This window comes from Cellulomonas sp. P5_C6, assembly GCF_054049635.1.
The window spans coordinates 1-2,699 of record NZ_JBFULZ010000311.1; the positions used below are offsets into that span (position 1 = coordinate 1).

At 67.1% G+C, this 2,699-nt stretch carries 2 protein-coding genes; both read right to left on the reverse strand.

Annotated features, from left to right (window positions below; all coding sequences use genetic code 11):
- Positions 1–243: 243 nt before the first annotated feature.
- Positions 244–1,476 (reverse strand): type II secretion system F family protein, encoded by a 1,233-nt coding sequence (locus tag ACXJKG_RS20575; protein WP_456847580.1) that lies wholly within the window; start codon positions 1,474–1,476, stop codon positions 244–246.
- The coding region (locus ACXJKG_RS20580) for a type IV pilus twitching motility protein PilT (protein ID WP_456847581.1) at positions 1,476–2,699 on the reverse strand (1,224 nt) is incomplete at its 5' end. The genes ACXJKG_RS20575 and ACXJKG_RS20580, both read right to left, overlap by 1 nt.

Below are 2,699 nucleotides of genomic sequence, written 5' to 3' on the forward strand. Positions count from 1 at the left end.
CCCTTGTCCTTCTCCGCCATGGACTTCTGCATGCGTGCGATCACAGTCAGCTCCTGAGTGTGCTCGAGGGGTCAATTGTCTGAATCAGTCCGGCGGAGCCGGTTCGGTCGTGCATCACGTGTATCGACCCTGTTCGGAGCGTTCTTGACGACGTTCGGGAACCTTTTTCGACCAGTCACCCGGACGGCGCAACGAAGGCACGGCAGCCGCGCTGCCGTGCCTTCGTAGAGGTATTTCCTGGTATCAGGAGATGAGGTTGAAGATGCCGAAGATGGGCATGTACATGGCGATGACCATGGCGCCGATGATCGCGCCGATGACCACGATCATGAGGGGCTCGATGAGGCTGGTGAGCTGCTCGGTGGTCGCCTCGACCTCGGCGTCGTAGAAGTCGGCGATCTTGCCCAGCATGGTGTCCAGGGCACCGGTGTCCTCACCGACGGCCATCATCTGCACGACCATCGGCGGGAAGACGTCGTGCTGGGACAGCGGCCCGGACAGCGACTCGCCGCGACGCACGGACTCCTGCACCGCCTTGGCGGCCTTCTCGATCACCAGGTTGCCGCTGGTCTCGCCGACGATGTCGAGCGCCTGCAGGATGGGCACGCCGGCGTGGATCATCGTGCCGAAGTTCCGGGTGAACCGGGACACCGCGATCTTGCGGAACAGGTTGCCGAAGACCGGCAGCTTGAGCTTGAGCGGGTCCAGCCGCATGCGGACCGACTTGTCGTTCTTGTGCTTGCGCCACCAGAACGAGAACCCGATGAGCACCACGACCGTCGGGATGATGGTCACCTTGAGGATGGCCGAGAGGGTCATGAGGATCCGGGTGGGCAGCGGCAGGGTGCCGCCCAGGCTCGCGAACATGCCGGCGAACACCGGGACGATGAAGAGCAGCATGCCCGCGACGGCCAGGATGGCGACGATGAAGACGACCACCGGGTAGGTCATGGCCGACTTGATGGTGCTGCGCAGCTTGACCTCCGACTCGAAGTTGTCCGCGACGCTGACCAGCACCTGGTCGAGGAAGCCACCGACCTCGCCGGCCTTGACCATGTTGATCATCAGCGGCGGGAACGTCTCGGGGTGCTTCTGCAGCGCGACCGAGAACGCCGTGCCGACCTCGACGTCGTTGCGCACCTGGGCGACGACCTTGGCCAACGGCTTCGACTCGGTCTGGTCGGCCAGGATGCTCAGCGCCCGTAGGAGGGACAGGCCCGAGTCGATCATGGTCGCGAGCTGGCGGGCCATGATCGCGAGGTCCTTGAGCGAGACCTTGTTGTTGCCGAACCCAGGGATGTTGATCTCGGCGTTGAGGCCGCCGGTGCCCACCTCGGAGATCGAGACGGCCGCGAGGCCCATCTCGCGGAGGCGGTTGGCCACCGCGGCCTGGTTGTTGGCCTCCACGCGGCCCTTGACCAGCTTGCCGGACTTGTCGCGGACCGCGTACTCGAAGGTCTTCTGCGCGGTAGCCATCAGAAGGCCTGGTTCCCGTAGGAGGTGCCGCCCATGGAGACTGCGTCACCCATGCCCGCGGCACCCTGCGACCCGCCGGAGAACCGTCCGGTGAGGCGGTTGAAGTCCTCGACGTGGTGGCACTTCTCGAGGCCCATCTCGTACGAGATCTTGCCGACCTTCACCAGGTCGGCGAGGTGCTGGTCCATCGTGTGCATCCCCTGCTTCGCGCCGGCCTGCATGGCGGAGTAGATCTGGTGCGTCTTGCCCTCACGGATGAGGTTGCGGATGGCGGGGGTGGCGACGAGCACCTCGGTGGCGACGGCACGGCCGGGGGCGTCCGAGCGCTTGGCCAGCGTCTGGCAGACCACGCCCTGGATCGCGCCGGCCAGCTGCGTGCGCACCTGCGCCTGCTGGTGGGCCGGGAAGACGTCGATCACGCGGTCGATGGTCTGGGCCGCGTCCTGCGTGTGCAGGGTCGCGAAGACCAGGTGACCGGTCTCGGCGGCCGTGAGGGCCACGGAGATCGTCTCGAGGTCACGCATCTCACCGACGAGGATGATGTCCGGGTCCTGGCGCAGCACGTGCTTGAGCGCGTTGGCGAACGAGTGGGTGTCCTGGCCGACCTCGCGCTGGTTCACCACGCACTTCTTGTGCCGGTGCAGGAACTCGATCGGGTCCTCGACGGTCATGATGTGGTCCTGGCGCGTCCGGTTGGCCAGGTCGACGATCGACGCCAGCGTCGTGGACTTGCCGGAACCGGTCGGGCCGGTGACCAGCACGAGACCGCGGGGCAGGCCGGCGAAGGTGCCGACGATCGCCGGCACGCCGAGCTCCTCGAGCGGCTTGATCTCGTACGGGATCACGCGGAAGGCCGCGCCGATCGACTCGCGCTGCTGGTAGATGTTCACGCGGAACCGGGCCAGGCCGCGGACCGCGTAGGAGAGGTCGAGCTCGAGGTTCGTCTCGAACTTCTCGCGCTGCTTCTGCGTGAGGAACGCGTACAGCGACCGGCGCAGCCCGTCCGGGGTGACCTGGCCGAAGCCCTCGAGCGCGGACAGCGAGCCGTTGATGCGGACCATCGGGGTGGTCCCGGTGGTCAGGTGCACGTCGGACGCGCCGACGCGGACCATCTCGGTGAGGATCGCGTCGATCGGGAGGTCGCCCTCCTGCTTGTCCTCCCCCATGCCCCGTCGCGGGCCCCGCTCCCGGCCGGGGGCCGGCGCTGCGGCGCGCTGCGTGGG